Origin of the sequence: Mycobacterium sp. 23 (genome assembly GCF_048287075.1) — a bacterium.
Classification (GTDB): domain Bacteria; phylum Actinomycetota; class Actinomycetes; order Mycobacteriales; family Mycobacteriaceae; genus Mycobacterium; species Mycobacterium gordonae_B.
This window is the reverse complement of sequence record NZ_JBLVUX010000005.1, coordinates 919,600-945,296: the sequence shown is the minus strand read 5'-3', so window position 1 is coordinate 945,296 and position 25,697 is coordinate 919,600. Positions and strand designations below refer to the sequence as shown.

Here is a 25,697-nt window from a genome sequence, read left to right as displayed (position 1 = left end):
CATAGTTGGGCGCGCTCAGAAGCGTAACCAATTGATTCGTCGCATGTAGAAAAATCGTGCGAACGTACAAAAATAATCAGCCGAGGTGACATCAATCACATCAGCTCGCCGCACCGCATTGTGGCGTGGTGCAAAGGTAAAACAGCAGTTCATAGCCCTGCAATGGCCGCACGGCGGCTAGTTGGGCGGTGATCGGCCGCCGCGCGGTCCGCTGCGCCTTTCCCTGCCCCGTGATGGTGAAGGACCTTCGACGGGTGCGCCGATTTAGGTAGCTGGGTGGTTTCCTGGATCGGTCATTTTTCCGTCGGCCGTCAGGCGGACGCCGGAACATCCTGAGCGGCAGCGAGCCTTTCGGAAATCCGGTCAGCCAGGTCGCGAACCGTGGTGATCTCGTTGGACGTCAGCCGTACTCCGGTCTCCGTCTGGATGTGGGTGCGCAACTCGAGGTTGCCCAGCGAATCGAGTCCGTATTCCGACAGCGCCCAGTCCGGGTCGACGGCACGCCGCAGGATCAGGCTGACACCCTCGGATATCACGCGCCGCAGCTGGCCGGGCCACTCCTCGACAGGAAGCTCCATGAGCTTCGCGACGAGCTTGTTGGTGCCCGAGCGGCCCTTCGAGGATTTGAACAACTCGGCGAACGGGCTGCGCTGAGCAAAGGCGTTGAGCCAGGGCGAGCCGATCACCGGGGCGTAACCGGTGTACGGCCGGTTGTGACGCAGCAACGCCTCGAACGCGTACGCGCCTTCGTCGGCACCGATGGCCTCGCCTTCACCGGACTGCTCGGCGAACGTCGTGGCGCGACCGACCTCTTCCCATGCACCCCAGGCGATCGACGTCGCGGGCAGCCCCTGCGCCCGCCGCCAGTGGGTGAAGGCGTCCAGCCAGCTGTTGGCGGCCGCGTATGCGCCCTGACCGGGCGAGCCCACCAGCGCCGCCGCTGAGGAGAAGGAGCAGAACCAGTCGAGTTCGTGTCCCTGGGTCGCTTCGTGCAGGTGCCAGGCGCCGTCCACCTTCGGTGCCCAGTCGCGCTGGATGAGCTCGTCGGTGATGTTCGGCAGGGTGGCGTCCTCGACGACCGCGGCCCCGTGCAGGATCCCGCGTAACGGCAGACCGGTGGCGGTCGCAGCGGACACCAGTCGCGGTGCGGTGCCCGCCTCGGCGATGTCGCCACACTCAACGACCACGTCGGACCCGATCGAACGGATCAATTCGATTGTCTCCGAAGCCTTTTCGCTGGGGGCCGAGCGTGAGCTGAGCACGATGCGACCGGCGCCGGCCGCAGCCATCTTCTCCGCGAGGAACAGGCCGAGACCACCCAAACCGCCGGTGATGATGTAGGCGCCGTCGCTGCGGAACGCCTGTGATTGCTCAGGTGGCAGCACCACGCTGCTGCGACCGGCGTGCGGCACCTCGAGGATCAGCTTGCCGGTGTGCTCGGCCGCGCCCATCACCCGGATCGCGGTGGCCGCATCGGCCAGCGGGTAACTGGTGCTCTCGGGTATCGGCAGCACGCCCTCGGCGCTCGCGTTGTACACCGTGGTCAACAGCTCGCGAACCGCTCCCGGATCGGTGGCTGACAGCAATCCCAGGTCAAGACCGTGGAACGAGAGGTTCTGCCGGAACGGGTAGAGGCCGAGCTTGGTGTCACCGTAGATGTCGCGCTTGCCGATCTCGACGAACTGCCCGCCGCGCGCCAAGAGTTTGATCCCCGCCAACTGGGCGGCGCCGAACACCGAGTTGAGGACGATGTCCACCCCGTAGCCGTCGGTGTCGTTGCGGATCTGCTCGGCGAACTTGACGCTGCGGGAGTCGTAAACGTGCTCGATTCCCATGTCGCGCAGCAGTTCTCGACGCGACTCGCTGCCCGCAGTGGCGTAGATCTGGGCGCCGGCGGCACGCGCGATCGCGATGGCGGCCTGGCCCACTCCACCGGTCGCGGAATGGATCAGCACCTTGTCGCCGGCCCTGATGCGGGCCAGATCCTGCAGGCCGTACCAGGCGGTGGCCGACGCGGTGGTGATCGCGGCAGCCTGGGCGTCGGTCAGCGCGTCGGGGATCGGGGTGGCCAAGCGTGCATCGCAGGTGACGAAGGTTGCCCAGCAGCCGCTGGCCGACAGGCCGCCGACGCGGTCGCCGACTTTGAGGTCGGTGACGTCGGGTCCCACCGCCGTCACCACCCCGGCGAAGTCGGTGCCCAGCTGAGGCTGCTGTCCGTCGGCGGTCTGGTAACGGCCGAATGTGACGAGGACGTCGGCGAAGTTGATGCTGGACGCACCGACGGCGACCTCGACCTCGCCGGGTCCGGGTGCGACGCGTTGGAAGGCGGCGAATTCCAGCGTCTGCAGATCACCGGGGTTGCGGATCTGCAGGCGCATGCCCTGGTGCTCGTGGTCCACCACGGTGGTCTGACGCTCGTCGGGCCCGAGTGGGGTGGGGCTCAGGCGCGCGGTGTACCACTCGTCGTTGCGCCAGGCGGTCTCGTCTTCTTCGGACTCGGTGAGGAGCAGCTGACGGGTCACCTGCTCGGCGCCGGTGTGTTCGTCGACGTCGATGTAGGTGACCTTGAGGTGGGGGTGTTCGGCGCTGATCACCCGCAGCAGGCCGCGCAGCCCGCCCTGTTCGAGGTTGGGGCAGTCGTCGGCCAGCACCGTCTGGGCGTTGCGGGTCACGACGTACAGGCGGGCGGTTTGGCCCTCGATGTCGGGCAGTTCTCGCGCGATGCGCACGACGTGCTCGACGTACTCTCTGCCCCGATCGACCGGGCTCCCGGCCTCCGTGTCCGCGCTCTTCGGTGCGGTGAGGACGACCACGCCGCTGAAGGCGTTGGCGCTGAGCTGTTCGCGCAGCACCGCGGCCTGGGCCTGGTGATCGTCATTCAGCAGCCAGGAGATCGTCGTGCTGTCCGAATCGTGCATCTTCAGCGTGTCGGTGAGCTGAGTCGCCATCATGTCGGCGGCGTCGGACGTGCTGACGAGCAGCCAGTTGCCGGGCTCGGTCACGGCCTTGTCCGACAAGTCGCGCTGTTGCCATTCGATGGTCAGCAGCCGCTCGGCCAGTACGCGGTCGCGTTCGCTGCCCGGCGACGCACCGGTGCCCATCTGCAGGCCGCGGACCGCCACCAGCACGGTGCCGTGCTCGTCGAGGATGTCGATGTCGGCGGTCACCCCGGTCGCGTCCGGGGTCACCGTCGTCAGGCAGTACCGGGCATGCCGGGCCGAAGCGTAGGCGCGCAGCCGGCTGACCCCCAGCGGCAGCAGCAGGCCACCACCTCCGGCATTGCCGACGCCGGGGTGCGCGGCCACCGATTGGAAGCAGGCGTCCAGCAGCGCGGGATGCACCCCGTAGGCGCCCTGCTGCGCGCGGATCGAACTGGGCACGGCGACCTCGGCCAGCACGGTGTCACCGGCTTCCTCGGTGACGTGCGCCGCGGTCAGGCCGCTGAATGCCGGACCGTACTGGATGCCCCGGCTGTCGAACTCGTGGCGAAGGTCGTCGCCGTCGGCCGGGTTGGTGTGCGATGCCAGCAGAGCCTCGATGTCGTGCGGGGCCGGCGGCGCCGCGTCGGTGTCTGCGGCATGCAGCATCGCCGAGGCGCGCCGGGAACGTTCGCCGTTCGCTCCGTTCTCCGTGGTCTCCACCAGGAACGGGACGACACCGGGCGCCTCGACCGTCGCGGTGGCCCCGACGGGACTCACCTCGTCGAGAAGCAGCAGCTTCTCGAACCGGATGTCGCGGACCTCGGCGTCGTCACCGAAGACGGTGCGGGCGGCGGCCAGCGCCATCTCGCAATAGGCCGCGCCGGGAAGTGCTGCGGCACGGTGGATTTGGTGATCGCCCAGCCATGGCTGCGATTCGGTGCCGACATCTCCCTGCCAGACGTGACGCTCCGGCTCCTCGGGCAGTCGCACATGCGCGCCCAGCAGCGGATGCACGGCCACGGTGTTGGCGTGCGCGAGTCGGTCGGTGCTCTCCTCGAGCAGCAGCCGGCGATGGGTCCACGCCGGCAGCGGCGTCTCCACCAGGTTGCCGCCCGGGTAGAGCACCGCGAAGTCCACCGCGGCGCCAGCGGTGTACAGGTCGCCGATGAGGCCGCGCAGGCCGTGCGGCAGGGGCTGCTCGCGTCGCACGGAGGCCAGGGCGGCGGCGGTCATGTCGATACCGCGGGCGGTCTGGTCGACGGCGTGGGTGAGCAGCGGGTGCGGGGACAGCTCGGTGAAGACCCGGAAGCCGTCTTCGAGGGCGGCCTGGACGGCCGCGGCGAAGCGCACGGTGTGGCGCAGGTTGTCGGCCCAGTAGTAAGCGTCGAAATAGGGCTCTTCGCGGGGGTCGAAGGAGGTCGACGAGTAGTAGGGGACCTCGAATTCCTGGGCGCTGATCTCTTCCAGGGCCTCGGTCAGGTCGTCGAGGATCGGGTCGACCTGGGGGGAGTGGGAGGCCACGTCGACGGCCACCTCGCGGGCCATCACGTCGCGCTCCTCCCACGCGGCGATCAGCTCGCGTACTGCGTCGGTGGCTCCACCGATCACGGTGGACTGTGGTGAGGCGACCACGGCGACGGTCACATCCGTGATGCCGCTGCCCAGCAACTCCGAAAACACCTGCTGGGCGGGAAGTTCCACCGATGCCATGGCGCCGGCGCCGGAGATGCGGGTCATCAGCTTGGAGCGCCGGCAGATCACCTTGACGCCGTCTTCCAGCGACAGGGCGCCGGCGACGACGGAGGCCGCGGACTCCCCGAGGGAGTGCCCGATCACCGCGCCGGGGGTGACGCCGTAGTGCTTCATCGTGGCGGCCAGGGCGACCTGCATGGCGAACAGGGTGGGCTGCACGCGGTCGATGCCGGTGACCTTCTCGGGGGCGGTCATCGCCTCGGTGACCGAGAAGCCGGACTCGGCGGCGATCAGCGGCTCGATCTCGGCGATCTTTTCGGCGAACACCGGCTCGGTGGCCAACAGGTCCTTGCCCATCTCGGCCCACTGCGAGCCCTGCCCGGAAAACACCCACACCGGCCCGCGGTCGTCCTGACTCACGGCGGGCGGGTGGGGCAATTCGCCGCCGGCGATGTCGCGCAACGCGTTTGACAGCTCGGTGGCGGTGTCGGCCAGCAGTGCCGTCCGCACGGTGCGGTGACCGCGGCGGCGCGCCAGAGTGTAGGCGAGGTCTTTCAGCGCGACATCCGGCTGGGTGTCGATCCATTCGGCAAGCCGCCCCGCGGTTTCGCGCAGCGCCTCCTCCGAACTCGCCGACACCGGGAAGACGAGCGTGCCTTCAAGTCCCGTGCTGCCGTCCGTTAACACAGTCTGGGCAACTCGGACCTGCGCCGGCGCCTGTTCCACGATGGCGTGCACGTTGGTGCCCGACATGCCGTACGAGGACACCGCGGCCCGCCGGGGCTGGTCGGTGTCACTGATCGGCCACGGCGTAACTTCCTGCGGGATAAAGAGATTGGTGTCAATCTCGGCCATCTGGTCGGGCATGGTGTGGAAGTGCAGGTTCTGCGGCACCACGCCGTGCTGCACGGCCAGAATGGCTTTCAGCAGTCCCAGTGCTCCGGCGGTCGACTGGGTGTGGCCGAAGTTGGTCTTCACCGACCCGACCGCGCAGGGCCCGTCGGTGCCGTAAACCGCCGCCAGGCTGGCGTATTCGAGCGGATCGCCCACCGGGGTGCCGGGGCCGTGGGCTTCGACCATGCCGACGGTGCTGGGGTCGACGCCGCCCGCCGCCAGCGCCGCCCGGTACACAGCCTCCTGCGCGTCGGCCGAGGGGGTCACGATGTTGACGGTGTGACCGTCCTGGTTGGCTGCCGTTCCGCGAATGACGGCCAGGATCCGGTCGCCGTCGCGCTGCGCGTCCGGCAGCCTCTTGAGCAGCAGTACGACGGCGCCCTCGCCGGAGACGAACCCATCGGCCTCCACGTCGAAGGCGTGGCAGCGGCCGCTGCGCGAGAGCATGCCGTTGGCCGAACCCGAGGCGAAGCGGCGGGGTTCGAGCATCGCGTACACGCCCCCGGCGAAGGCCAGATCACTCTCACCCTCGCTCAGGCTGCGGGCCGCCAGATGCGCGGCGAACAATCCCGACGAGCAGGCGGTGTCGACGGTGACCGCGGGCCCGCGCAGTCCCAGCGCGTAGGAGACCCGGCCCGACGCCATGCAGGAGTTGGTGCCGGTGTTGCCGTACGGACCTTCCAGCGCGCCGGTCTCGGCCTGCACGAACTGGTAGTCGGCGTGGGTGAAACCGATGAAGACACCGGTCAGCGAGTCGGCCATCTGCGTGGGGGTCAGGCCGGCGTGTTCCATGGCCTCCCAGGAGGTCTCCAGCAGCAGTCGGTGCTGGGGGTCCATGGCGATGGCTTCTCGTTCCGAGATGCCGAAGAATTCGGGGTCGAAGTCGCCGAGGTTGTCCATGAACGCGCCCCACTTGCAGTGGGAGCGACCGGGTACGCCGGGTTCTGGGTCGTAGTACTCGTCGATGTCCCAGCGGTCCAGCGGTACCTCGGTGACGAAGTCTTCGCCGCGCAGCAACGCCTGCCAGAGCTGTTCAGGTGAATTGATGCCACCCGGCAGGCGGCACGCCAGACCAATGACCGCAACCGGCGTAACGCGTGCTTTCTCCACGGTGGTACGTCATCTCCTTAGCCCGCGCTTCAAGCCATCTTCGGCAAGTTCGTGTCGAACTCCGCTCCGTGCCGCCCCAACCCGCAGCAGCGGACGCACTCGCCGACCCCCACACTCCGGCGCCTACGTCGTAGTCAGGCGCGATCAGAAGCGTATCGGGTCGCTTCGCCGCATGTAGAAAAATCGTGCGAACGTACAAAAATTTTCGTTCAAGGTGACGTCAATCACACCGCGTCGTGGCTGTCGGACGGGCGCGGCAAACGGCGGCAAAAGGCCAGCTTAGGGCGCTCGAACCGGAGAATGGGACGCTCGCGCAACCGGAGCCGGGCTGGGCGGCGTTCGGTGTGGCCTTCCCTGCCTGGAGATGGTGAACAGCCATCGGTGTGCCGACGGCCGCGGCACCCGGATCGGGCGGCCCGCGGCTGCGGTTGCGGGCGGCGCCGCGAACCGTGTGACCCGCGACCGACCCGCAGACGATCTGGTCGCCCGGGAATGAGCCGGGCCCCGTCGTTTCCTCGTGGAACATGTTGACCCACACGCAGACCCGCGCCCGGTTCGATACGGCCGAGATGACCGGCGAAAGTCGAGGTACGAGCTCATTCAGCAACCCCGGCGCGGGGACCGGCGCACCGATGCTCCGGGCGGGATCGGCAGGTGGGGTGATTCGACTTCAGCGATACGGACCACGTGGGGCGTGTTCCGGCGGGTAGTGTGCGATCCCGTGGTTGGCTCTTCTATCCCCGCTGTGCTGCGCGAACGCGCCAGCCTGAATCCCAACGGCCCGGCGCTCACCTACATCAACTACGACCAGGAGTGGGAAGGCGTCGAAGAGACGCTGACCTGGGCGCAGTTGCACCGCCGCACGCTCAACATCGCCGAGCAGCTCAAGCAGAACGGTGCGCCCGGTGACCGGGCGCTGATCCTCGCGCCCCAGGGCCTCGAGTACGTCGTCGGATTCCTGGGCGCGCTGCAGGCCGGTTTCATCGGTGTCCCGCTGTCGGTGCCCTACGGGGGCGCCCACGACGAGCGGACCATCTCCGTGCTGGCCGACACCGCACCGTCGGTGATCCTGACCACTTCGGCCGCCGTCGCCAACGTCAAGGAATGCGTTGAGCCGCAGGCGGGTGAAAATCCGCCGGCGATCCTGGAAGTCGATCTGCTGGACCTCGATTCGCGGCCGAAGTCGTCCCGCCCGGGCAGTGCCGCCGACGAGGGGTCGCGAACGTCGTACCTGCAGTACACGTCAGGCTCGACGCGCACACCCGCCGGCGTCACGGTCTCCAACGCCAACGTGTTCGCCAATTTCGAACAGATCATGGCCGACTTCTTCGTCAACGAGGGCGGTGTGCCGCCCGCGGACCTGGACGTGGTGTCCTGGCTGCCGCTCTACCACGACATGGGCCTGCTGCTCGGGGCGATCATGCCGATCCTGGCCGGCCGGCGTACGGTGCTGACCAGTCCGGTGGCGTTCCTGCAGCGTCCAGCCCGCTGGACGCAGCTGATGGCCCGCTACGGGACCACCATCTCGGCCGGACCGAATTTCGCGTTCGACATCGCCGTCCGCAAGACCTCCGACGAGGATCTGGCCGGGTTCGATCTGAGCGGCGTGCACACCGTCCTGAACGGAAGTGAGCGGGTACAGCCGGCGACTCTCAAGCGATTCGCCGATCGGTTCGCCCGGTTCGGTTTTGCCGCCAAGGCGTTGCGGCCGGCCTACGGCATGGCCGAAGCGACGGTGTACATCGCCACCCGCAAGGTCGGCGACCCGCCCGAGATCGTGGATTTCGATTCCGAGAAGCTGCCGGACGGCCAGGCGGTACGGGTCGAAAAGGGAAGCGGCACACCGCTTGTCAGCTACGGCGTGCCGAAGTCGCAACTTGTCCGGATCGTCGACGGTGACACCCGTACCGAGTGCCCGGAGGGTACGGTCGGCGAGATCTGGGTGCTGGGTGGCAACGTCGCGTCCGGTTACTGGGAGAAGCCGGAGACGACGGCACACACGTTCGGGGCGACGATCGTCAACCCGTCGGAAGGCACGCCGGCGGGTCCGTGGCTGCGCACCGGGGATTCCGGATTTTTCTCCGGCGGTGAGCTTTTCATCATGGGCCGGATCAAGGACCTGTTGATCGTCTACGGCCGCAACCATTCACCCGACGACATCGAAGCGACCATCCAGGAGATCAGCGCCGGCCGGTGCGCGGCGATCGCGGTCCCGCAGGACGGCGTCGAGAAGCTGGCCGCCATCGTCGAGATCAAACAGAAGAGCGAGGAGTCGGCGGAAGACCTGGCGGAGCGCCTCGGGGTGCTCAAGCGCGACATCACCGCCGCGATCTTCGACTCGCACGGGCTGAACGTTGCCGACCTGGTGCTGGTGTCGCCCGGGTCGATCCCGATCACCACCAGCGGCAAGATCCGCCGGCAGCAGTCGGTGCAGATGTACGAGGACAAGGCGTTCGCCCGGCTGGACGCCTGACCGGCCCCATGAGCAAGCCCGCCCGGATACCGCTGCTGCCCGTCGACGAGGCCACGGCCGCCGCCGATGAAGCCGGCGTGCCGGACTACATGGCCGAGCTCAGCATCTTCCAGACGTTGCTGAACCACCCGCAGTTGGCCCGGGTGTTCAACGACCTGCTCGCCACCATGCTCTGGCACGGCACCCTCGACCGCAGACTGCGTGAGTTGGCGATCATGCGCATCGGGTGGCTGACCGGGTGCAACTACGAGTGGACCCAGCACTGGCGGGTGGCCTCGCGCCTCGGCGTGTCTGCCGAGGACCTGTTGGGTGTGCGGGATTGGCAGGGCCACAACGGGTTCGGGCCTACCGAGCAAGCCGTGCTGGCGGCCACCGACGACGTCGTGCGCGACGGTGCGGTCAGCGCCGCGAGCTGGGCGGCCTGCGAACGCGAATTGGGTGGTGACAAGACGGTTCTCATCGAGCTGGTCACCGCGATTGGTGCGTGGCGGATGGTCGCGTCGATTCTGCAGAGCCTGGAGGTTCCGCTGGAGGACGGTGTGGCCGCCTGGCCGCCCGATGGCCGGGCCCCCTCGTCGCCTGATCGGTAGGGCGTAGCGTCGGCGGCATGCGAACCAGAGTTGCCGAGATGCTCGGCGTCGAGTTTCCTATCTGCGCCTTCAGTCATTGCCGCGACGTGGTGGCCGCGGTGACCAACGCGGGCGGGTTCGGTGTGCTCGGCGCGACCGCCCACAGTCCGAAGCGGCTGGAGAGTGAGCTCACCTGGATCGAGGAGCAGACGCACGGTAAGCCCTACGGAGTGGATCTGCTGCTGCCGCCGAAATACGTCGGGGCTGACACGGGCGGCGTCAACTCACGACAGGCCCAGGATCTGTTGCCCGCCGAGCATCGGGCGTTCGTCGACGACATCCTGACGCGTTACGGCGTCGCGCCGCACGCCGAGCAGGAAGAGGTGATCAGGGGAGGGCTCAACATCTCACCCAAGGGCTATGAACCGCTGCTCGAAGTCGCCTTCAACCACAACATCCGGTTGATCGCCAGCGCGCTCGGGCCGCCGCCGCACGACCTGGTCGAGCGGGCGCACAGCCACGACGTACTGGTGGCTGCGCTGGCCGGTACCACCGAGCACGCACGACGGCACGCGGCGGCGGGGGTGGACCTGATCGTCGCGCAGGGCACCGAGGCGGGCGGGCACACCGGCGAGGTGTCGACCATGGTGCTGGTTCCCGAAGTGGTGGATGCCGTGGCGCCGACGCCCGTGCTGGCGGCGGGCGGCATCGCCCGCGGCCGGCAGATCGCGGCCGCGCTGGCGCTGGGCGCCGAAGGAGTGTGGTGCGGATCGGTGTGGCTGACCACCGAGGAAGCCGAGACCGCACCGGTGGTGAAGGACAAATTCCTGGCCGCGAAATCGTCGGACACGGTGCGATCCCGGTCAATGACCGGAAAGCCGGCCCGGATGCTACGCACGGCCTGGACAGAGGAGTGGGAACGGCCCGACACTCCGGACCCGTTGGGGATGCCGCTGCAGACGGCCCTGATCACCGACTCCCAGGTGCGGATCAACCAAGCCGCCGCCCACCCCGGGGCGAAAGCCCGGGATCTTGCGACCTACTTCGTCGGCCAGGTGGTCGGCTCGCTGGACCGGGTCCGGCCGACGCGTGCGGTGGTGCTCGACATGGTCGAGGAATACATCGACACCATCACCCGACTGACCGATGTGACATAACGAACTCATAGCGGAACGTAACCTGGAGATCAGCTCGGGGCAGGTGCTGTTTTACCAGCTCAGGGCCGTTATTGCTGGGGGAAGGCTGTGGGCGCCCGTAGTGAAAGCATAAAGATCGCGAAACCCTGGGGTGCCACGTTGACCGAGGCCCGCGAGTGGTGCATTATCGGTCAGGCAAGCACCTCGTTAGGTGAGGCGGCTACACGAACACAGGCCACTGACCCCGAACGTCGAAAGACGCCCCGGGTCAGGACAGCTCCTCCCGGCTTAAGGGTTGAGCCCAGGTGGCTTCCGGTTTACCGGACACGTCGGGTAGTGCCAAAGCTCTGACGAGAGGGGTGCGGATTTCCGGCGGATCGCCGGCTATCTGTTCTCCTTCGTGCGCGCAGTGAATCGCGCGGATACCCGCGTGGGTCGTGAACCGAGAGGAGGTGAGGGACGCATGAGTTCCAGTGGCAGTCCGGGTCGATATCCGGGCGATGTTTCGTCCCTGACCGGTCTCCGGTGCGACGTTCTCGGCTGAGCCGTCAATCACGCTCCGATCGGAACCGTTGCGGGACGGGACTTCCCAAGAATCTTTGAAGGTCCACCTGTCAACGTTTGATCCTGTTAGGAGGCGATCATGACCGCTGCCCTGTATGACGAAGTCGTTACCGTAACCGCCGCACCCAAGCTGCACGTGGTACGTGATGTCCCGGCCGCTCCGGCGCCGAAGAAGGCCCGCCGCGCCGATGAGGTGCTCGCCGCCGGAGGCGACCCACTGGTGGCCGGCGCCGCCCGCCTGCTGAACATCCCGCTGCGGCACATGTACGCCGCGCTGTGGCGCATCGGTGTGCTCGAGGTGCAGGCGTAACGCATGGACATCGCGCTACCCGGGACTCCGAGGGGTTAGCCGACCGCAGGTGCGTCCTGCGGCGGGCCAACCCCTCGGAGTCCACGGGGTTTCATGGTCGCGACCCGCGGCACCCGGCTTCGCCGGGTTTGCGATCGCAACTAGAATCAACACCGCAGCATCAATCTAGAATCACCACACCAGCGTCGATCCGGCCATCACCGGGGAGCTTTCGGAAGAACGGCCATCCGGCCCAGTAGAACCGAACGGGCAGGCCCGTCACAGCCTTTCGAGTGGTCACGCGGGAGCGTGGCAAGCGGGGTGGTACCGCGGCGCTCGCGCACCAGCGCAACCGTCGTCCCCGTGCCTGAACTCATCGAGGCACCGGAGACAACCACGTGAGCGACGAAGCTGAACTCGAAGCCGACCGCACCGGCTATCCGAAGCTGGCCAGCGGGGCACCCGACTTCCCGGCGCTCGAGCTCGAAGTGCTCGACTACTGGTTCCGCGACGACACCTTCCGGGCCAGCATCGCCCGCCGGGACGGCGCCCGCGAGTACGTGTTCTACGACGGGCCCCCCTTCGCGAACGGCCTGCCGCACTACGGGCACCTGTTGACCGGCTATGTCAAGGACATCGTGCCGCGCTACCGCACCATGCGCGGCGACAAGGTGGAGCGCCGATTCGGTTGGGACACACACGGTTTGCCCGCCGAGCTGGAAGTCGAGCGGCAGCTGGGCATCACCGACAAGTCACAGATCGACTCGATGGGGATCGCCGCCTTCAACGACGCCTGCCGTGCCTCGGTGCTGCGCTACACCGACGAATGGCAGCAGTACGTCACCCGCCAGGCGCGCTGGGTGGACTTCGACAATGACTACAAGACACTCGATCCCAGCTATATGGAGTCGGTGATCTGGGCGTTCAAACAGCTGTGGGACAAAGGCCTGGCCTACGAGGGCTACCGAGTGTTGCCGTACTGCTGGCGCGACGAGACCCCGTTGTCCAATCACGAACTGCGGATGGACGACGACGTGTACCAGAGCCGCCAGGACCCGGCCCTCACCGTCGGCTTCCCGGTGGTGGGCGGCGAGTCAGAAAATGGACTGGCTGGTGCCTTCCTTCTCATCTGGACGACGACGCCGTGGACCCTGCCGTCGAACCTCGCGGTCGCGGTCAATCCCGACGTCACCTACGTCCAGGTACGGGCGGGCGAACGGCGATTCGTGCTGGCCGAGGCCCGGCTGGCCGCATATGCCCGCGAACTCGGGGAAGAGCCCGAAGTGCTCGGCACCTACCGGGGCGCGGATCTGCTCGGCGCCCGCTACCTGCCACCGTTTGCGTACTTCATGGACTCGCCCAAGGCTTTTCAGGTGCTCTCCGCCGATTTCGTCACCACCGAGGACGGCACCGGCCTGGTGCACATGGCGCCGGCCTACGGCGAGGACGACATGGCGACCACCGACCCCGTCGGCATCGTGCCGGTCACCCCGGTGGACGCCAAGGGCCGCTTCGACGCGACGGTCCCGGACTATCAGGGCCAGCACGTCTTTGAGGCCAACCCGCAGATCATCCGCGACCTGAAGAACGGAACCGGTCCCGCCGCGGCCAACGGAGCGGTGTTGCTGCGACACGAGACCTACGAGCACCCGTACCCGCACTGCTGGCGCTGCCGCAACCCGTTGATCTACCGCGCGGTGTCGTCGTGGTTCGTGCGGGTGACCCAGTTCCGCGACCGGATGGTGGAACTCAACCAGCAGATCACCTGGTATCCCGAGCACGTCAAGGACGGACAGTTCGGCAAGTGGCTGCAGGGTGCCCGCGACTGGTCCATCTCACGAAACCGGTACTGGGGCACCCCGATCCCGGTGTGGAAGTCCGACGACCCGGCCTACCCCCGCATCGACGTGTACGGCAGCCTCGACGAGCTGGAACGCGACTTCGGGGTGCGGCCGGAGAATCTGCACCGGCCCTACATCGACGAACTCACCCGCCCCAACCCCGACGACCCTACCGGCAACAGCACGATGCGCCGGATCTCCGACGTGCTCGACGTGTGGTTCGATTCCGGCTCGATGCCGTATGCGCAGGTGCACTACCCGTTCGAGAACAAGGAGTGGTTCGACGGGGTGCAGAGCGACGACCCTGACAAGCAGGTCGACGGCCACTACCCGGGTGACTTCATCGTGGAGTACATCGGTCAGACCCGCGGCTGGTTCTACACGTTGCATGTGCTGGCCACCGCGTTGTTCGACCGGCCGTCGTTCAAAACCTGTGTGGCCCACGGGATCGTGCTGGGTTCGGACGGGCAGAAGATGAGCAAGTCACTGCGCAACTACCCGGATGTGACCGAGGTGTTCGACCGCGACGGGTCCGACGCCATGCGGTGGTTCCTGATGGCATCGCCGATCCTGCGCGGCGGCAACCTGATCGTCACCGAACAGGGCATCCGGGACGGAGTCCGGCAGGTGCTCCTGCCGTTCTGGAACGCCTACAGCTTCCTGGCTTTGTACGCACCGAAAGTCGGTGTGTGGCGCACCGATTCGGCACACGTGCTGGACCGCTACATCCTGGCCAAACTGGCGGTGCTGCGGGACGACCTGACTGCGTCGCTGGACATCTGCGACATCTCCGGTGCCTGCGAACAGCTGCGCCAGTTCACCGAGGCGTTGACGAACTGGTATGTGCGACGGTCCCGTTCGCGGTTCTGGGTGGAAGACGCGGACGCGATCGACACTCTGCACACCGTGCTGGAGGTGACCGCGCGACTGGCTGCCCCACTGCTGCCGTTGATCACCGAAATGATCTGGCGCGGACTGACCGGCGGGCGTTCGGTGCACCTGACGGACTGGCCGCAGGCGGGGGAGGTGCCGGCCGATGCGGGACTGGTGGCCGCGATGGACCAGGTGCGCGACGTGTGCTCGGCGGCGTCCTCCCTGCGCAAGGCCAAGAAGTTGCGGGTGCGCCTACCTCTGCTGAAATTGACTGTGGCAGTTGAGGACCCGGATCAACTCCAGCCGTTCACCGAGTTGATCGGCGACGAACTCAACGTCAAGCAGGTCGAGTTGACGGACGCGATCGACACCTACGGCCGATTCGAGCTCACCGTCAATGCGCGGGTCGCGGGCCCGCGGTTGGGCAAGGACGTGCAGACGGCGATCAAGGCCGTCAAAGCGGGGGAGGGCGTGGTCAACCCGGACGGAACCCTGTCCGCCGGACCCGCGGTGCTGCAACCGGAGGAGTACAGCTCGCGACTGGTGGCCGCCGACCCAGAGTTCACCGCGGCGTTGCCGGGTGGCGCCGGGCTCGTGGTTCTGGACGGCACCGTGACGCCGGAGCTCGAGGCAGAGGGCTGGGCCAAGGACCGCATCCGGGAACTGCAGGAGCTGCGCAAGTCGACCGGGCTGGACGTCTCCGACCGCATCGCCGTGGTGATGTCGGTGCCCGGCGAGCGTGCCGCGTGGGCGGCGACGCATCGCGACCTCATCGCCGGGGAAATCCTGGCCACCAGTTTCGAATTCGGGGAACCCGCAGACGGAACGGAGATCGGTGACGGCGTGCGGGTATCCATCCAACGCGTATCGGCTTAATACACAGCCAGAACGGAGGGGACGATGCGGGTGCTGGGAATGTTCCGCGTGCACAACGGTGCGGACATCCTGCCTCGGGTTCTGGACTCGTTGTCCGGTTGGTGTGATGACATCTACGCGATCGACGACCGCAGCACCGACGACTCTGCCGACATTCTGGCTCAGCATCCGGCGGTGACCAACGTCGTTCGCGCCCGGTCGGATCTGCCGCGGACGCCGTGGCTGATCCCGGAACCGCCGGGGCTGGAATTGCTTTACCGCATGGCCGATTTCTGCCGGCCCGACTGGGTCGCGATGATTGACTCCGACCAGGTGGTCGAGGCCGACGTCGACGTGCGCGGCATGCTGGCCGATGTTCCGGCCGACGTGGCGGCGCTAATGTGCCCGATGGTCCCGACGTGGCATGACCCGGAGTTTCCCGAGATGATCCCGATCATGGGGCCGGCGGAGTCGGTACGCGGACCGTTCTGGCGCTGGCATCCGGGCCTGCGGGCGGGGACACGGATGATCCACAACCCGCACTGGCCGGCGAACATCACCGAGCACGGTCGCATCGGAATGGTTTACGACGTTCGCCTGGTGCACCACGGTTGGTCCACGTTGGCCGAACGAGTCGCCAAGGTCGATCACTACCGCAGAATCGATCCGGACTGCCGGCTGAACTACGGTGTCCCGTACGACCGTGCGCTGTTGTTCGGTTATGCCCGCGACGAGGTCGACCTGCTCGAGGCCGACTACCGCAGGCGTGTCCAGGGCGATTTCGATCCGGCCGAAGTGGGTGCGTGCCTGCCGATCGAGCGAGAGCACCTCGCAATCGGAGCCGGCTACGGTCCGCGCGCGGGCGCTTTCCACCCCGGTATCGACCTTGCCGCCGCCCCGGGCACCGCTATCCACGCTGTGTCATCCGGGACCGTCAGTCGCACAGCCGATCTCGATGACGACGGGCTGCGGCGGGTGGTGGTGTCGAACGCCGGCGTCGACATGGTGTACGTGTTCCGCCCCGACCGCGAGCACCGGGTGGGCGACGACATCGTCGCGGGCGCGCAGATCGGCGTCGTCGGCCCGGAAGCCGAGTCGGCCGACGGCTACCTGCATTTCGAGGTTCATGCCGACGGCAGACATACCAGCCCGCTGCGGTACCTGGGCAACCTGGGCCTGCTGCCGTGGCCGCCGCGAGGGCGGCCCCGTCCGGTGTCGGGTACCTATCCGGCGGTGACGCCGTGCAGTATCACGATTCCTGTGTGAGCCGCTCGGCGACGGCGCGCGCGGAACGGATGGCCGACCGCGCCTCCTGCAAGATCTTGGCCGGATGCTGCTCGTCCAGCTCGCCCAGCCGGTTGTACCTATCGACCCCGAATCCCGCCGACTCCAAACGGATGTCGAACGGCAGCACCAGTGTTCGCAGCGCCTCGAAGTGCAGATAGGGAACCACCGGCTGGCCGGTCACCAGCAGGCACGTCGACCGGTGCATACCCACCGTTTGCGCGGCGAAGGTGTAGGTGTCACCGGAATTCGCCCGCCGGTTGTCCGGGTCGGGCGATGGTGTTTCGAGCAGTGTGACCGGGACGCCGAGGTCGTTGCTGTCCGGCGGAAACCGCCAGACGGCCCGGTCGCGGTGCGGCCGATCGATCCGGCGTTGTGCGTGCTCCTGAACCTCGTGGATGTCAAGCCCGAGCGCGTCGGCGGCGGCCGCGGCCAACAGGTCGAACTCGGTGCGGGCCTGCGGTGCGATGAGGGCGACGGCGTCTCGTTCGGAATCCATGAGTTCGCGCGAGGCGGCGGCCAGCACCACGTGGCCGATGCGCCGCCCGGTCGCCACCTCGCGTGCGTAGGCCACCCGCAGCCGGTTGGTGTACCGGCCGCCGCCGATCACCAGCAGGTAGTCGAAATCGGTTGCACTGGGCAGTGATTCGCCGATGAGCCCCAGTTCGTCCGCAAGCGCCACGATCTTGTCCAGCTGCGCAGCAGGCATGTTCAGCCGGGGGATCAGCCACCGGACCGCGCCGGCAGCGTCCTGGCTGTGCACCCGGCCCGCGCCCGCCCGCGCCCGTGCCCGGTAATCCCACACCGTGCTGAACTCGTCGAGCCACGCCAACCGCGCCGCGAGACCGAGGCCGGGCGGGACGGCTCCGCCGAACATCTCCACCAACTCGCTCAGCGCCGGATGGGTGGCCCAGGCCTGGATCTCCCGGCGAACTTCGGTCGCGACGTCAGCGGATCCGGTATTCGACGGACACACCGAGGAACCCCCCTCTCAGTCTCTACGGCCACCGTACGTGTCGGGGCCGGTTAACCCGGTGCGCCACGACGGGCCAGTAAGCTATGAGCCGGTTCAGCGAAGAACGGCACGGAACGTGGGGGGCTTTGTGCGGTGAGGATTCTCGTCACTGGGGGAGCTGGTTTCCAGGGAAGCCACCTTGCCGAGGCGCTGCTCGCCACGGGGCATCACGTGACCGTTCTGAATACCCTGTCGAGCGCCGCCAAGAGGAACACCCGTCGATTGCGAGCCGACGAACGGGCCGATGTGGTGTTCGGCTCGGTGACCGATGCCGAACTGACCGCCAAGACGGTGCCGGAGCACGACGTCGTCTTCCACTTGGCCGCGAACGTCAACGTCGACAAGTCACTGAGCGATCCGAAAAGCTTTCTGGACACGAACGTGATGGGCACCTACAACATCCTCGAGGCGGCCCGGCGCAGCGGTTCGCGCGTCATCTACGCCTCGACCTGCGAGGTGTACGGCGACGGCCAGAACCTGGGTGAGGACGAAGTTCTCGACGAGACCGCGGAGCTGATGCCGAACAGCCCGTATGGCGCGTCGAAAGCCGCGGCAGACCGGTTGTGCTACTCCTACTTCCGTTCCTATGACATGGACGTCAGCGTGGTCCGGCCGTTCAACATCTTCGGAGAGCGGCAGAAGAGCGGTGCGTTCGGCGCGTTGATTCCGATACTCGTACGGCAGGCGATGGCAGGTCAGGATCTCACGGTCTTCGGTGAGGGCACCGCGACGCGCGACTACCTCCATGTCAGCGACGTGATACGTGCCTACCTGTTGGTCCTGGCCAATCCGGGCCTCAAGGGTCGCGCGATCAATTTCGCCAGCGGCATCAACACCAGCGTGCGCGACATCGCCGAGCACATCGCGGGCAAGTTCGGCGTGCGCGTCGTCAAACGACCCGCGCGGCCCGGAGAGGTCGCGCGCTATCCGGCGAACATCGAGTTGGCGCGCAGCATCGGCTTCGCGCCGCAGGTCGAAATCTGGGCGGGTATCGACCGCTATGTGGACTGGGCAATGAACGAGTCCGACAACGAGATTCAGCTAGCCGCGACCTGATCGGGAGCGGCTACAGCAAGCCGCCCAGCAACGGCGGAAGCGGTGAACCCGTCAGCCCGGGCAGGGACGGGAGGCTGAGTCCCGGTAACAGCGATCCCAGCGACGGCAGACCCGGCACGGTGATCTGCGGCAACGGAAGAAGCGGGCTGGGGAGCGGCGGGGCGCCGATCGCCTGGGCGAGTTGTTGCGGCGCGTAGAGCAGTAGCCCGGGCAGAATTCCGCCGGTGGGCGTGCCGCCCATCGGGACGCTGACGACTGGGCTCCCCGGTAGCGGATCGACGTTCACCGTGACCGTCGACAGGGGAGTGAGTATCCCGCCGAACGGAATGCTGGCGTGCAGTGGCACGGTGAGGGCAGGCAGTCCGCCGAGCACGGGCAGGGGCACCGCCGGCAGCGTCACGCCCCAGGTGTACTGGCCGTTGAGAAAGCCGTCCGTGACGACGGCGGGAGCGGTGAGCACCGCGACGGCAGCCCCGAACCCGTCGCCGCTCTGAACCGCATGGCTGAAGGCCGCGCCCACGGAGGCTATCGCGTTCGCGGTCGTGACGGGCGAACCGATGGCGTCGATGCCGAGCGCTATCGGGAGCCCGAAGAACGCGGACCCGATTTCCAGCGGATCGGCGTAATTTACGCCGAATGAGTACGAGAAATCGGTGAGGGTGGCCAGCACATTCACCGCGTTCTGACCGATCCGGCCCGGTATCGACGCGATCGGGGCCAGGTCAGCCAGTATCTGAGTTGCGGGGGCCCCGCTGTTCAAGTGTTCGCCCGCACTGGTGAATGCCGCAGAGATGATGTGGCCGTAGTTCGACTGGTTGGAAATGAACTGCCGCAGGAATGGAAACGGGTTCGCCGCCAGACCATTGCCGAGGCTCTGCAGGTTGGTGATGGTGTTGGATATCAACTTTTCGTAGGGCCCGGTGATGGCGGCCAGACTGGGGGGTGTGGGCCCGGGCGCCGCGCCGACTATGCCGGGCAATAATGATTGCAAGGACGGGAAAACTCCCACGCCGTTCAAGATGCCGCCGAAGCCGCCCAGCAATCCGCCGAGGTTCCCGAGTCCGGGGAAACTGTCCAGGATCGAGGCCGCCGGGGCGGCCGCCAACGAGGGCACGATGCCAGCGAAAACCCTTTCGGCGTTGGCGATCTCGGCGCCGAGATACGCGCCGACGCTTGAGTTCAGCGTCCTGACGAACTCGGCGTGGAAGGCCTGCGTCTGTGCGCTCAGTGCTTGAAACTCTCGGCCGAGGTCGCCGAACATCGCGGCTATCGCGGAGGAGACCTCGTCCGCGGCGGCAGGGGCAATGGCGGTGGTGGAACCAGCGATGGATTCCGAAGCCTGCGCAATCGCCGATCTGAGTCCGGACAATTCCTGGGCTGCATTTTCGACCCATTCAGGAGCGACAAAAACGGACACCATTGACCCCCTCGACCCGTGTCATCGGCCAAGCGCTTCGCCTATTTGCAAATGACCCGAAGTCAGCGCTCTTAAACATGCGCATAACGACAAGTTTTCAACCGGGACACGCAGTGTTTACGTCCTATATTGGATATATGCTTCGCAATTAGTCTTTTCGGCCCCAAATCGCGAAGCCGTAGTCCGCGAAACGGAACTCGCGGTCGAGGCGCCTTCGGGGCACCGCCTCGCGGCCCGCCCCCTACCATCGTTAGCCGTGGAGTCCCGTTGGGTGCTGCACCTGGACATGGACGCGTTCTTCGCGTCGGTGGAGCAACTCACCCGGCCGACCCTGCGGGGTCGTCCGGTGTTGGTGGGCGGCCTGGGTGGCCGAGGGGTGGTCGCCGGAGCCAGCTACGAATCGCGGGTGTTCGGCGCCCGTTCGGCAATGCCGATGCACCAGGCCCGCCGGCTGGTAGGCGTCAGCGCGGTGGTGCTGCCGCCGCGGGGGGTGGTCTACGGCGTGGCCAGCCGCCGTGTCTTCGACACGGTCCGCAGCCTGGTGCCCGTGGTGGAGCAACTGTCGTTCGACGAGGCATTCGGGGAGCCGTCGCAGTTGGTCGGGGCGTCGGCGTCGGACGCCGAGGAGTTCTGCGAATTGCTGCGGCGGCGGGTTCGCGACGAGACCGGATTGATCGCCTCGGTCGGAGCGGGCTCGGGCAAGCAGATCGCGAAGATCGCCTCGGGGCTGGCCAAACCCGACGGCATTCGCGTGGTCGGCCGCACCGAGGAGAGGCTGCTGCTCGATGGTCTGCCGGTGCGGCGGCTGTGGGGCATCGGCCCGGTCGCCGAGGAGAAGTTGCACCGGCTCGGCATCGAAACCATCGGGCAACTGGCCGCGTTGAGCGACGCAGAGGTGGCCAACATCCTGGGCGCGACCGTCGGACCCGCGTTGCACCGCCTGGCGCGCGGCATCGACGACCGCCCGGTCGCCGAACGCGCCGAAGCCAAACAGATCAGCGCCGAGTCCACCTTCGCAGCGGACCTGACCACGTTGGACCAGTTGCGGGAGGCGATTGAACCGATCGCCGAGCACGCGCACCGGCGGCTGCTCAAAGACGGCCGTGGCGCGCGGACGGTGACGGTGAAGCTGAAGAAATCCGACATGAGCACCCTGACCCGTTCGGCGACGCTGCCCTACGCGACGGCCGAAGCGAGTGCCCTGACGGCGGTGGCCCGCCGGCTGCTGCTGGATCCGTTGCAGATCGGTCCGATCCGCCTGCTGGGCGTGGGGTTTTCGGGTCTCAGCGATGTGCGCCAGGAATCGCTGTTTCCCGAGTTGGACCTGTCGCCCGAGACGGAGGCGCAGCAGGATTTCGAGACGATGCGCGCCGCACTGCTCACCGGACAGGACGGGACGTCATGGCGGATCGGCGACGACGTCACCCATCCGGAGTTCGGGCACGGGTGGGTGCAGGGAGCGGGTCACGGCGTCGTCACCGTCCGCTTCGAGACCCGCGGTTCGGGCCCGGGCCCGGCCCGCACGTTTCCCATCGACACCGCCGACATCAGCGCGGCCAACCCGGTCGACAGCCTGGACTGGCCCGACTACGTCGGCGAATTGCGCCAGCAGGAACCGGAATCGATGCCGGCGCCGTCAGCCCCAGCGGCCGACGACGTCGGCAACCGGTAATCGTGCCGTCAGCGCCGCCATCACCAGGACCCTGGCCTGCGGTGGCGCCAGTTGCCGCACCAGCACCGCGCCAGCCTCCATCAGGTCGTGCCCGGGCCCGTAACCCGCGCTGACCCGGCCAGTCGGGACCCGGGTCGACACGGCGACCGCCACGCCGTCGCGGCAGAGGCGGCGTACGCCTTCGACAACGGCTACCCCGGCATTGCCCGATCCCAACGCTTCGAGCACCACGCCGCGGGCACCGGCCGCCGCGAACGCTTCCAAAGCCACCGCGTCGCTGCCCAGGTAGACCGCCGCGATATCGACGCGCGGTGCGGCGGCGGCGTCGAGGTCGCCGAGGAACGGCCGCACCTTGGCGCCGGTCAGTGTCACGTCGCCGGCGACCGTCCCAAGCAGGCGCCCGGCGAATCCAGTCAGATCCTGGGTCGCTGCTTTTCGCAGGCCCAGAGGCTGCAACACCCGGCCGGCGAAACACAACAGCACCCCGAGGTCACGCGCTTCCCGGCTGCCCGCGACCGTGAGGGCGTCGCGCAGGTTAGCCGGACCGTCCGCGTCAGGTGCGTCCGCGCTGCGCATCGCCCCGGTCAGCACCACCGGCACCGAGCCCGCGTACCCCAGCTCCAGCCACAGCGCGGTTTCTTCCATCGTGTCGGTGCCGTGGGCGACGACTATTCCCGCGGCGCCGTCGTCGGCTGCGGTAAGGACCGCTGCGCGGATCCTGTCCCAGTCGGTTGGGACCACCTCGGAGCTGTCAACCGCCATCAGGTCCACAACGTCGAAGTCGAATGCCGGTCTGAGACCGCTGGTGAGCTGGTCGCCACCGAGGGCGGGCCGACGGACGCCGTCGGCGCCGGTGGTGGTCGAGATCGTCCCTCCGGTGGTGATGACGGTGATGCGGCCCATCAGGGGATCATCCCGCACGCGGGTCAGCCCATCCGCGTGCCGGGCATGAACACCTATTAGTGGATGATGGTGGGGTGCCTGACGAACCAACGGGATCCGCTGATCCGCTGACTTCAGCCGGTGACGCCGAAGAAGCCCCGGCTTCGGCAGCGCAGGCGCCGCACCGGCGTTTGCGCCTGCTCCTCTCGGTTGCCGCAGTGGTGCTTGCGCTCGACATCATCACCAAGGTTCTGGCGGTCAAACTGCTGCCCCCCGGCCAGCCGGTCTCCATCATCGGCGACACCGTGACCTGGACGCTGGTGCGCAATTCCGGTGCCGCGTTCTCGATGGCGACGGGATACACATGGGTGCTCACCCTGATCGCGACAGGTGTCGTGGTCGGCATCTTCTGGATGGGTCGGCGGCTGGTATCGCCCTGGTGGGCGCTGGGTCTCGGCATGATCCTGGGCGGCGCCATGGGCAACCTGGTCGATCGCTTCTTCCGGGCGCCCGGCCCCCTGCGCGGTCACGTCGTCGACTTCCTGTCGGTCGGATGGTGGCCGGTGTTCAACGTCGCCGACCCTTCGGTGGTGGGCGGCGCCATCCTGCTGGTCGTCCTGTCCATCTTCGGCTTCGATTTCGACGCCGTCGGCCGCCGGAAGCCCGACGGCGGCAACGAGGATCAGGGCGCAGTTGACTGAGCGCTCGATGCCGGTCCCGGACGGATTGGCGGGCATGCGCGTGGACGCCGGCCTGGCCCGCCTGCTGGGGCTGTCCCGCAGCGCCGCGGCGGCCATCGCTGAAGACGGCGGTGTCGAACTCGACGGGGTGACGGCGGGCAAGTCCGACCGCCTGAACGCCGGGGCCTGGTTGCAGGTGCGACTGCCGGAGCCGCCCAAGCCCCCGGAGAACACCCCCGTCGACATCGAGGGCATGACGATCCTCTACTCCGACGACGACATTGTCGCCGTCGACAAGCCGGCCGCGGTGGCCGCGCACGCCTCGGTGGGCTGGACCGGCCCCACGGTGCTGGGCGGCCTGGCGGCCGCCGGCTACCGGATCACCACCTCGGGTGTGCATGAGCGCCAGGGGATCGTGCATCGCCTCGACGTCGGAACCTCCGGGGTGATGGTGGTGGCCATCTCCGAACGCGCCTACACCGTCCTCAAGCGGGCGTTCAAACAGCGCACCGTGGAAAAGCGGTATCACGCTTTGGTGCAGGGCCATCCGGACCCGTCCAGCGGAACCATCGACGCCCCGATCGGCCGCCACCCCGGCCCGGAGTGGAAGTTCGCGGTCACCCGGGATGGCCGGCACAGCATCACCCACTACGACACCATGGAGGCGTTCGTCGCGGCCAGCCTTCTCGACGTGCACCTGGAAACCGGTCGTACCCATCAGATTCGGGTGCACTTCTCCGCGCTGCACCATCCGTGCTGTGGTGACCTCGTCTATGGTGCTGACCCGAAGCTCGCGAAAAGACTTGGGCTGGAACGTCAATGGTTGCACGCGCGATCTCTGGCCTTCGCGCATCCGGCCGACGGCCGGCGGATCGAGATCGTCAGTCCCTATCCGGCGGATCTGCAGCACGCCCTGGACGTGCTACGCGCCGAGGGCTGACCGCCCGGGTTTCCGGGCCTCCACCAGCACCCGCGTCGGATGGGTGACGAAGCGGCCTTCGGCGGTGATCAGATCGTGCAGTTCGCGCAGTCGCGAGTAATACGGCTCGGCGGTGAAATCGGGCACCGTCCAGATCAGCTTGCGCAGGAAGTAGATCACCGCGCCGATGTCGAAGAACTCCGCCCGGAGCCGTTCCATGCGCATGTCCACCACCTGCAGTCCGGCGGCCTGCGCGCCCGCCCGCTGGGCGGCCGGCTCGTAGAGTGCCCACAGCTGCGGTTGCGGCCCGACGACGTGGGTCACCAACTCCGACACCGTCGCCGGACCGGGATGCTGCGCGAAATAGGTGCCGCCGGGCTGCAGCAGCCGCGCGATCTCGCTCCACCACACGGCAATCGGATGGCGGCTGATCACCAGATCGAAGGCTTCGTCGGCGAACGGCAACGGTGGTTCGTCGCCGGTGGCAACCACCACCACACCGCGGGGATTCAGTCGCTTACTGGCCAATGCCGCATTGGGAGGCCATGATTCAGTGGCTGCCATGGTCGGCGGGAACTTCTCGGCCCCGGCGAGTACCTCGCCGCCACCGGTATGGATGTCCAGCGCCGCCGACGCACCCGCCAATCGCCCGCTCATCAGCCGCTGATACCCCCAGGACGGCCGCTGCTCCGTTGCGCGGCCGTCCAGCCAGGAGAAATCCCAACCCTCCACCGGCGCCGCCACCGCCTCAGCGACCAGGTCCTCAAACGAGCGCATGCCCAGCATTGTCACTCAGGCTTGCGGGCCTCGACGAGAACCCGCGCCGCATGCGCGACGAACGGTCCCTCGGCTTCGATGCGCTCGTGGAGTTCGCGCAGTCGCTCGCGATAGCGCTCGACGGTGAAGCCGGGCACGGTCCAGATCACCTTGCGCAGGAAATAGACGACGGCGCCGACGTCGAAGAACTTCTGGCGCAGGCGCTCGAGTCGCATCTCCAAGATCTGCAGGCCGGCGGCCTCTGCCTGCGCGCGCTCAGTTTTCGGGTCCCGTCGGGCCCATGCCTGCGGCTGTGGGCCGATGAAGAATTCGGTCAACTCGGCGACGGTGGCCGGGCCGATGTGCTGGGCGAGATATGTTCCGCCGGGCCGCAACACCCGGGCGATCTCAGCCCACGGCACGCTGTTGGGGTGCCGGCTGGTCACCAGGTCGAACACGTCACCGGCGAACGGCAGTGCCTTCTCGTCGGGCACGGACACCACCACGACCCCGCGCGGGTGCAAGCGTCTGGTGGCCAGCGCGGCGTTCGGTGGCCACGGTTCCACGGCCGCCATGGTCGGCGGAAATCGCGCGGCCCCGGCCAGTACCTCACCGCCGCCGGTCTGAATGTCCAGTGCTGCCGAGACTTTCGCCAGCCGGTCGCTCATCAACCGCTGATAACCCCAGGACGGCCGCTGTTCGGTCGCCCGGCCGTCCAGCCAGGAGAAGTCCCAACCGTCGACCGACGCCGAATCTGCTTCTGCCACCAGTTCTTCGAAAGTCCCGCCCATCTCAGGCA

At 67.5% G+C, this 25,697-nt stretch carries 16 protein-coding genes and 1 riboswitch; of the genes, 10 read left to right on the top strand and 6 right to left on the bottom strand.

Going from position 1 to position 25,697, the window contains the following annotated elements; translation table 11 throughout:
* Positions 1-311: 311 nt before the first annotated feature.
* Positions 312-6,617, bottom strand: coding sequence for a sulfolipid-1 biosynthesis phthioceranic/hydroxyphthioceranic acid synthase (pks2, locus tag ACNQS7_RS05490; RefSeq protein WP_418011761.1), 6,306 nt, complete (start codon positions 6,615-6,617; stop codon positions 312-314).
* A 721-nt stretch (positions 6,618-7,338) separates the two neighbouring features.
* Between pks2 and ACNQS7_RS05485 the strand changes: the two genes are divergently transcribed.
* The 6 genes from ACNQS7_RS05485 to ACNQS7_RS05460 all read left to right on the top strand — a co-directional run bounded on the left by ACNQS7_RS05485 (position 7,339) and on the right by ACNQS7_RS05460 (position 16,483).
* Positions 7,339-9,090 carry an AMP-binding protein gene (locus ACNQS7_RS05485; RefSeq protein ID WP_418011760.1) on the top strand — a complete coding sequence of 584 codons (1,752 nt, stop codon included), beginning with the start codon at positions 7,339-7,341 and terminating at the stop codon, positions 9,088-9,090.
* An 8-nt stretch (positions 9,091-9,098) separates the two neighbouring features.
* Positions 9,099-9,680: a carboxymuconolactone decarboxylase family protein gene (locus ACNQS7_RS05480; RefSeq protein ID WP_418011759.1), complete on the top strand. Its 582-nt coding sequence runs from the start codon at positions 9,099-9,101 to the stop codon at positions 9,678-9,680.
* A 17-nt stretch (positions 9,681-9,697) separates the two neighbouring features.
* Positions 9,698-10,816, top strand: a complete 1,119-nt coding sequence (locus ACNQS7_RS05475) for an NAD(P)H-dependent flavin oxidoreductase (RefSeq protein ID WP_055576191.1) — start codon at positions 9,698-9,700, stop codon at positions 10,814-10,816.
* A gap of 175 nt (positions 10,817-10,991) precedes the next feature.
* A riboswitch (M-box (ykoK) riboswitch) is annotated at positions 10,992-11,161 on the top strand.
* Positions 11,162-11,438: 277 nt separating this feature from the next.
* A complete protein-coding gene (locus tag ACNQS7_RS05470; protein WP_418011758.1) occupies positions 11,439-11,669 on the top strand; it encodes an Rv1535 family protein in 231 nt (76 codons plus the stop codon).
* A 377-nt stretch (positions 11,670-12,046) separates the two neighbouring features.
* On the top strand, positions 12,047-15,238 hold the full coding sequence (gene ileS, locus ACNQS7_RS05465) for an isoleucine--tRNA ligase (RefSeq protein ID WP_418011757.1): 3,192 nt from the start codon (positions 12,047-12,049) through the stop codon (positions 15,236-15,238).
* 24 nt (positions 15,239-15,262) lie between these two features.
* The gene (locus ACNQS7_RS05460; RefSeq protein WP_418011756.1) at positions 15,263-16,483 is read left to right on the top strand and encodes a peptidoglycan DD-metalloendopeptidase family protein; all 1,221 of its coding nucleotides are present in this window, start codon (positions 15,263-15,265) and stop codon (positions 16,481-16,483) included.
* Here ACNQS7_RS05460 and ACNQS7_RS05455 read toward each other — a convergent pair.
* Complete coding sequence (locus ACNQS7_RS05455) at positions 16,467-17,477, bottom strand: hypothetical protein (protein WP_418011755.1); 1,011 nt, start codon at positions 17,475-17,477, stop codon at positions 16,467-16,469. The two genes, ACNQS7_RS05460 and ACNQS7_RS05455, sit on opposite strands and share 17 nt — an antisense overlap.
* Before the next feature lie 132 nt (positions 17,478-17,609).
* On the opposite strand from ACNQS7_RS05455, the gene ACNQS7_RS05450 reads away from it, so the two are divergent.
* On the top strand, positions 17,610-18,572 hold the full coding sequence (locus ACNQS7_RS05450; protein WP_418011754.1) for a dTDP-glucose 4,6-dehydratase: 963 nt from the start codon (positions 17,610-17,612) through the stop codon (positions 18,570-18,572).
* A 10-nt stretch (positions 18,573-18,582) separates the two neighbouring features.
* On the opposite strand, the gene ACNQS7_RS05445 is transcribed toward ACNQS7_RS05450, so the two are convergent.
* Positions 18,583-19,992 carry a PE domain-containing protein gene (locus tag ACNQS7_RS05445; protein WP_418011753.1) on the bottom strand — a complete coding sequence of 470 codons (1,410 nt, stop codon included), beginning with the start codon at positions 19,990-19,992 and terminating at the stop codon, positions 18,583-18,585.
* A 268-nt stretch (positions 19,993-20,260) separates the two neighbouring features.
* Here ACNQS7_RS05445 and ACNQS7_RS05440 point away from each other — a divergent pair, with 268 nt between their 5' ends.
* The gene (locus ACNQS7_RS05440; protein ID WP_418015893.1) at positions 20,261-21,661 is read left to right on the top strand and encodes a DNA polymerase IV; all 1,401 of its coding nucleotides are present in this window, start codon (positions 20,261-20,263) and stop codon (positions 21,659-21,661) included.
* Here the strand turns inward: ACNQS7_RS05440 and ACNQS7_RS05435 are convergent.
* Complete coding sequence (locus tag ACNQS7_RS05435) at positions 21,626-22,564, bottom strand: asparaginase (RefSeq protein WP_418015892.1); 939 nt, start codon at positions 22,562-22,564, stop codon at positions 21,626-21,628. The genes ACNQS7_RS05440 and ACNQS7_RS05435 overlap by 36 nt on opposite strands.
* 74 nt (positions 22,565-22,638) lie before the next feature.
* Here ACNQS7_RS05435 and lspA point away from each other — a divergent pair, with 74 nt between their 5' ends.
* Both lspA and ACNQS7_RS05425 read left to right on the top strand, forming a co-directional pair.
* On the top strand, positions 22,639-23,244 hold the full coding sequence (gene lspA, locus ACNQS7_RS05430) for a signal peptidase II (RefSeq protein ID WP_418011752.1): 606 nt from the start codon (positions 22,639-22,641) through the stop codon (positions 23,242-23,244).
* Positions 23,237-24,163 (top strand): RluA family pseudouridine synthase, encoded by a 927-nt coding sequence (locus ACNQS7_RS05425; protein WP_055576199.1) that lies wholly within the window; start codon positions 23,237-23,239, stop codon positions 24,161-24,163. Before lspA ends, ACNQS7_RS05425 begins: the two co-directional genes overlap by 8 nt.
* Here ACNQS7_RS05425 and ACNQS7_RS05420 read toward each other — a convergent pair.
* Positions 24,146-24,928 carry a class I SAM-dependent methyltransferase gene (locus ACNQS7_RS05420; RefSeq protein ID WP_418011751.1) on the bottom strand — a complete coding sequence of 261 codons (783 nt, stop codon included), beginning with the start codon at positions 24,926-24,928 and terminating at the stop codon, positions 24,146-24,148. The two genes, ACNQS7_RS05425 and ACNQS7_RS05420, sit on opposite strands and share 18 nt — an antisense overlap.
* A 2-nt stretch (positions 24,929-24,930) precedes the next feature.
* On the bottom strand, positions 24,931-25,689 hold the full coding sequence (locus ACNQS7_RS05415; protein ID WP_418015891.1) for a class I SAM-dependent methyltransferase: 759 nt from the start codon (positions 25,687-25,689) through the stop codon (positions 24,931-24,933).
* Positions 25,690-25,697: the final 8 nt, after the last annotated feature.